This is a genomic window from Microbispora siamensis (assembly GCF_016863095.1).
GTDB lineage: Bacteria > Actinomycetota > Actinomycetes > Streptosporangiales > Streptosporangiaceae > Microbispora > Microbispora siamensis.
In genome coordinates this window covers 1-4,677 of record NZ_BOOF01000099.1, presented here as the reverse complement: position 1 = coordinate 4,677, position 4,677 = coordinate 1, and the positions used below count along the sequence as shown (strand labels likewise).

Sequence of the window (4,677 nt, the reverse complement as noted above, 5' to 3'; positions counted from 1 at the left end):
CCCGGACGACGAGCACCCTGACGCGGCCGCGTCTGCGGCCTTTCCAATGAGCGGGGGCGTCCATCATGCGCACTTCCTCCTCGTGAAGGCTGGCGGGGGCCAGGCGGCGTACGACGCTCGCGGGGCGCGTCAGCGGGGGCGGTTCGCGGCCGCCGCAGGTCAGTGCCGTACGCCTCCGAAAGTATCGGAGCTTTATCGAAAGTATCGGACCGCACTTGTCAAGCTGTCAACGATTCCCGTAATGCCGCCGAAACCTTATGCTGGAAGAAATGCGCGTTGTCCCTGGTCGACCGTCGTCATCGGGCCAATGAACGACCGGGTGACGCATACGGAATCAAGGCCGAAGTCCTTGAAAGTTTCAGATTCTTATGAAGGCGTGCGTGCTGAATCGCGCCGCAACGTCCGTTGGTCAGGCGAAGAGTCGCGCGAGGTCCTCCAGCACGGCCACCGCCTCGGCGGCACGCTCGTACGGCACGAAGAGATGGTCGTGGTGGAAACCCGCGACGACGTTGCAGCTCAGGCCTGCGGCGGCGAGTTCCCGCGCGACGGCGGCGGTCAGGCCGACCGCCTCAAGCGCCGAGTGGACGCGCAGCGTGATCCAGCCCGCGACGTACTCGTACGCCAGCCCAGCGGCGTCGGCCTCCTGCTGCGGCAGGACCAGTGTCAGCCCCTCCTCCTCGGCGACCGTGACGACGGGACGAACGCCGGGAGGGATCGCGCCGTCGACGGTGGTGAACACATAGCGGCCCGGATTGAGCCGCGGCCGCATGGCGCTCAGCAGAATGCGCAGGTCGGTCTCGCCAGTCACACCGAGCACGGTACAAGCGGCCGCACGCCGCACCCCCCGTCCACCTGGTCATCGCCGCCTACGAGGCTCACCTCGTCCAAGGGCGATCCGCGCTCGCCGGCGGGCGCGGGCCGGCCGCACGGGAAACGACTGGTGGAATGTCACCGTGGACAGAGTGCTGATCGCGGGGATCTCCGGTGCGGGGAAGACGACGATGGCCAAGGCCCTGGAGCGGCGGCTCGGCCTCCCCCGTCACGAACTCGACGCGTTGCACCACGGGCCGGGCTGGACGAAGCGGCCGGAGTTCGAGTCCGACGTCGACGGCTTCTCGTCCGGGCCTCGGTGGGTGACGGAGGACCAGTACCACGGGTTCCTGCACGACCTGCTGTGGGAACGGGCGGACACCGTCATCTGGCTCGACCTCCCGCGCCGCACCGTGATGCACCGGGTCGTACGCCGCTCGCTCGCCCGCGCCGTGTCCAGGACGGAGTTGTGGAACGGCAACAAGGAGAGCGTCCGGGACTGGCTCGACCCCGGGCACCCCATCCGCTGGGCATGGTCGCAGCACGAGCGGAAGCGGGCGACCACGCTGGAGCGCATCGGCCGGCATCCGCACGTCACCGTCGTACGGCTGGGCACCGCGGGCGAGGCCCGGCGGTGGCTCGCCGGCGTCGGTGTTCCCGAGGACACCGGGCGACCGTGAGCGCCGGGAACGACGACGGGTGCCGGCTCTCATTCGACACGCTGTGCCGCGAAACGAGATGTTATCCATAACATTTTCGGCTTGCGATTCGGCTCGTAGACGGTGGGATGAGACGCCCGCGGGCGGCGGGTACGGCGGGCGTCCGCCGTTACTGTGAGCGATTCCGGCCCGCCCGTCAAGACCGGAAAAGGACCGAGCGGCGGCGCGTTGGCGTCGCTTGTGAAACTTTCACTCCCGTCCGTCCCACGCTCGTACGGCCGGCCCGATCCGGACGCCGCGGCGATGGGGAGGACGCTCTTCGATACCTCCTCACCAGGAGTGACTCAGGAACGATCGCCCTGGGCGCACGGCGGCCACTCGTCCGGAAGCCGACCCCGGACGAGACCCGAACGGCGCGAGCGAGCGTCCTCTTCGCGAATTCGGGCCTTGACGGCGACGGGTCAGACGCCAACACTGAGCGCACCGATCCCCGTGCATGACTGTGAGAGGCGGCGGCTCACAGCTGCGATTGTTAGCGCTAACAGAAACGACCGGAGACACCTCCCACCAGGAAGGCATGAAAGCCATCATGATTTCCCGATTACGGCATCTGAAGAGGACGGCGATGGCCGCGGGCGCGACGATCGCGCTCGCCGCGGGACTGCTGGCCGGCCTCTCCGCACCGTCGGAGGCCGCCACGCAGGGGCCGTGTGACATCTACGCGGCGGGCGCCACGCCGTGCGTGGCCGCGCACAGCACCACCCGCGCCCTGTACGCGAACTACAACGGCCCGCTCTACCAGGTGCGCCGCTCGTCGGACAACACCACCCGCGACATCGGCGTCCTGAGCGCCGGCGGCGTCGCCAACGCCGCCACACAGGACTCGTTCTGCGCGAACACCACCTGCCTGATCACGATCATTTACGACCAGTCCGGCCGTAACAACCGTCTCACCCAGGCGCCGCCCGGCGGGTTCTCCGGCCCGGCCGCGGGCGGCTACGACAACCTCGCGGTCGCGACCGCGGCACCGATCACGGTCGGCGGCCACAAGGCCTACGGCGTCTACGTGGCCCCCGGCACCGGCTACCGCAACAACGCCACCAACGGCGTCGCCAAGGGCGACCAGCCGGAAGGCATGTACGCCATCTTCGACGGCACCCACTACAACGGCGGCTGCTGCTTCGACTACGGCAACGCCGAGACCAACAGCCGCGACAACGGCAACGGCACGATGGAGGCCATCTACTTCGGCAACATCAAGGTCTGGGGCTACGGCGCCGGCAACGGTCCCTGGATCATGGCCGACCTGGAGAACGGCCTGTTCTCCGGCGTGAACCAGCACTACAACGCGGGCGACCCGAGCATCAGCCACCGGTTCCTGACCGCCATCATCAAGGGTGAGCCCAACCACTGGGCCATCCGCGGCGGCAACGCCCAGTCGGGCAGCCTGTCGACCTTCTACAACGGGGTGCGGCCCAACGTCGCGGGCTACAACCCGATGAAGAAGGAAGGGGCCATCATCCTCGGCATCGGCGGCGACAACAGCGTCGGCGCCAGGGGTACCTTCTACGAGGGCGTGATGACCTCTGGCTATCCGTCCGACGCCACCGAGAACGCCGTACAGGCCAACATCGTCGCCGCCGGGTACGCCACGTCGACGGGCGGCGTGCAGAACGGCACGCTCACCCCCGGCTCGGCCATCTCGCTGCGGGCGACCACGCCCGGCTACACCGACCGCTACATCCGGCACCAGAACGACAACGCCGTGACGTCGGTGATCACCTCGTCCAGCTCCACGCTGGACAAGAACGACGCCACCTGGATCGTGCGCAGCGGTCTGGCCAGCAGCTCGTGCGTGTCGTTCGAGTCGAGGAACTACCCCGGCGACTACCTGCGCCATCAGAACTACCAGCTCTACCGGCAGCGCGACGACGGCAGCTCGCTGTTCGCCGCAGACGCCACCTTCTGCCCGCAGACCGGCAAGAACGGCCAGGGCACGTCGTTCGCCTCCTACAACTTCCCGACCCGGTTCATCCGCCACTACAACAACACCGTCTACATCGCGAGCAACGGCGGCTCGAACGCCTTCGACAGCGCCACCGCATGGAACGACGACGTGAGCTGGGTCGTCTCCCAACCCTGGGCATGAGCCCTCCAGCATGAACGGAGCCGCCCCCCGGCCACGGGGGCGGCTTCCGCCTTCTGCGGCATGAGATCCCCGGGCGGAGCGCCCGGCAGGACCTGCGCCGCGTCCGCATCGTCGCGGTCGGCTGACCGTGTCCGCACGTAGCCGGCGCGACCGCGGCGACCGGTCCTGTTCAGCGACAACTCGATCACAACTCCGCCTGCCTACCTTCGGCGCCCCGCCGCGTAATCGGTGCCGCCTGGGGTGACGGGTGTCGTCTCGGTGAGCGACGCCACGGGCTGGATCTGGGACGGCAAGCCCAGCGTGAACGACTTCGTCAAGCCGGTGGCCGAATGGGGGTGGACCTACAAGGGGCAGTCCTTGTGCGTCTCCGGCGCGACCAGCGGAGCGACGTGCGGGCACGTGGTGGACGGCAAGTACACCGAGATCTGCGGCGAGGACATCTACGGGAACAACGAGTGCTACGACGACATGATCTCCGCCAAGCGGCCGCTCGGCAGCACGGTCGGCGGCGACAGCGGTGCACTGTTTCGACAAGGACCCCGTCTAACCGGCCGTTCCACGTCCGGTATGCGAGCGCCGATGTCCGCTTGACTGGTTCTGTCGGTTCACCTAACGATCTCGATGAGATTCGCCGGATTCTCTGGCAACCGGCCCCGCGCGGCGGTGTGATGACCCCTGTCCGATCTTCCCGACACCCCCACAGGGAAGGGGTCCACCTCCGTGAGACTCGCACTGCGCACCACCGCCGTCGCGGGCGCCGCTGCGGCGATGCTGCTCCCGGCCGCCCCGTCCTGGCCGGACTCGGCCGCGGACGGATCCGGCTCCCGGGTGTCCTGCACGGCGACGCTGTCGGCGCCGACACGGGAGGCGGCCTTCGGCGAGGCGGCCAAGGCGACGGGTGTGCCCGAGCCGTTGCTGAAGGCCGTGGCGTACATGCTGTCCCGGTGGGACGACCACCAGGGCAGGCCGAGCTCTGACGGCGGCTACGGCGTGTTCGACCTGAGCGACGGAGCGCCGGTGACGGGAGACGGGGCCGGCAAGGGCCGGGCGGCCGAATCG

General features: G+C 68.7%; 4 protein-coding genes and 1 pseudogene. 4 read left to right on the top strand and 1 reads right to left on the bottom strand.

All coding sequences use genetic code 11. The annotated features are described in order from the left end of the window. Positions 1–409: 409 nt before the first annotated feature. Entirely contained in the window at positions 410–808 is a 399-nt protein-coding gene (locus Msi02_RS42550) for an ACT domain-containing protein (RefSeq protein ID WP_204053381.1), read from the bottom strand. A 145-nt stretch (positions 809–953) separates the two neighbouring features. Between Msi02_RS42550 and Msi02_RS42545 the strand changes: the two genes are divergently transcribed. From Msi02_RS42545 to Msi02_RS42530, 4 genes and pseudogenes are all read left to right on the top strand, one after another. Further along, a complete protein-coding gene (locus tag Msi02_RS42545; protein ID WP_204053380.1) occupies positions 954–1,490 on the top strand; it encodes a P-loop NTPase family protein in 537 nt (178 codons plus the stop codon). Positions 1,491–2,058: 568 nt separating this feature from the next. Continuing rightward, positions 2,059–3,618 (top strand): alpha-L-arabinofuranosidase B, encoded by a 1,560-nt coding sequence (locus tag Msi02_RS42540; RefSeq protein ID WP_204053379.1) that lies wholly within the window; start codon positions 2,059–2,061, stop codon positions 3,616–3,618. Positions 3,619–3,876: 258 nt separating this feature from the next. Then, on the top strand, positions 3,877–4,209 hold the full coding sequence (locus tag Msi02_RS42535; protein WP_204053378.1) for a hypothetical protein: 333 nt from the start codon (positions 3,877–3,879) through the stop codon (positions 4,207–4,209). A 129-nt stretch (positions 4,210–4,338) separates the two neighbouring features. Continuing rightward, positions 4,339–4,677 (top strand): annotated as a pseudogene (locus Msi02_RS42530) (hypothetical protein); the annotation flags it as partial.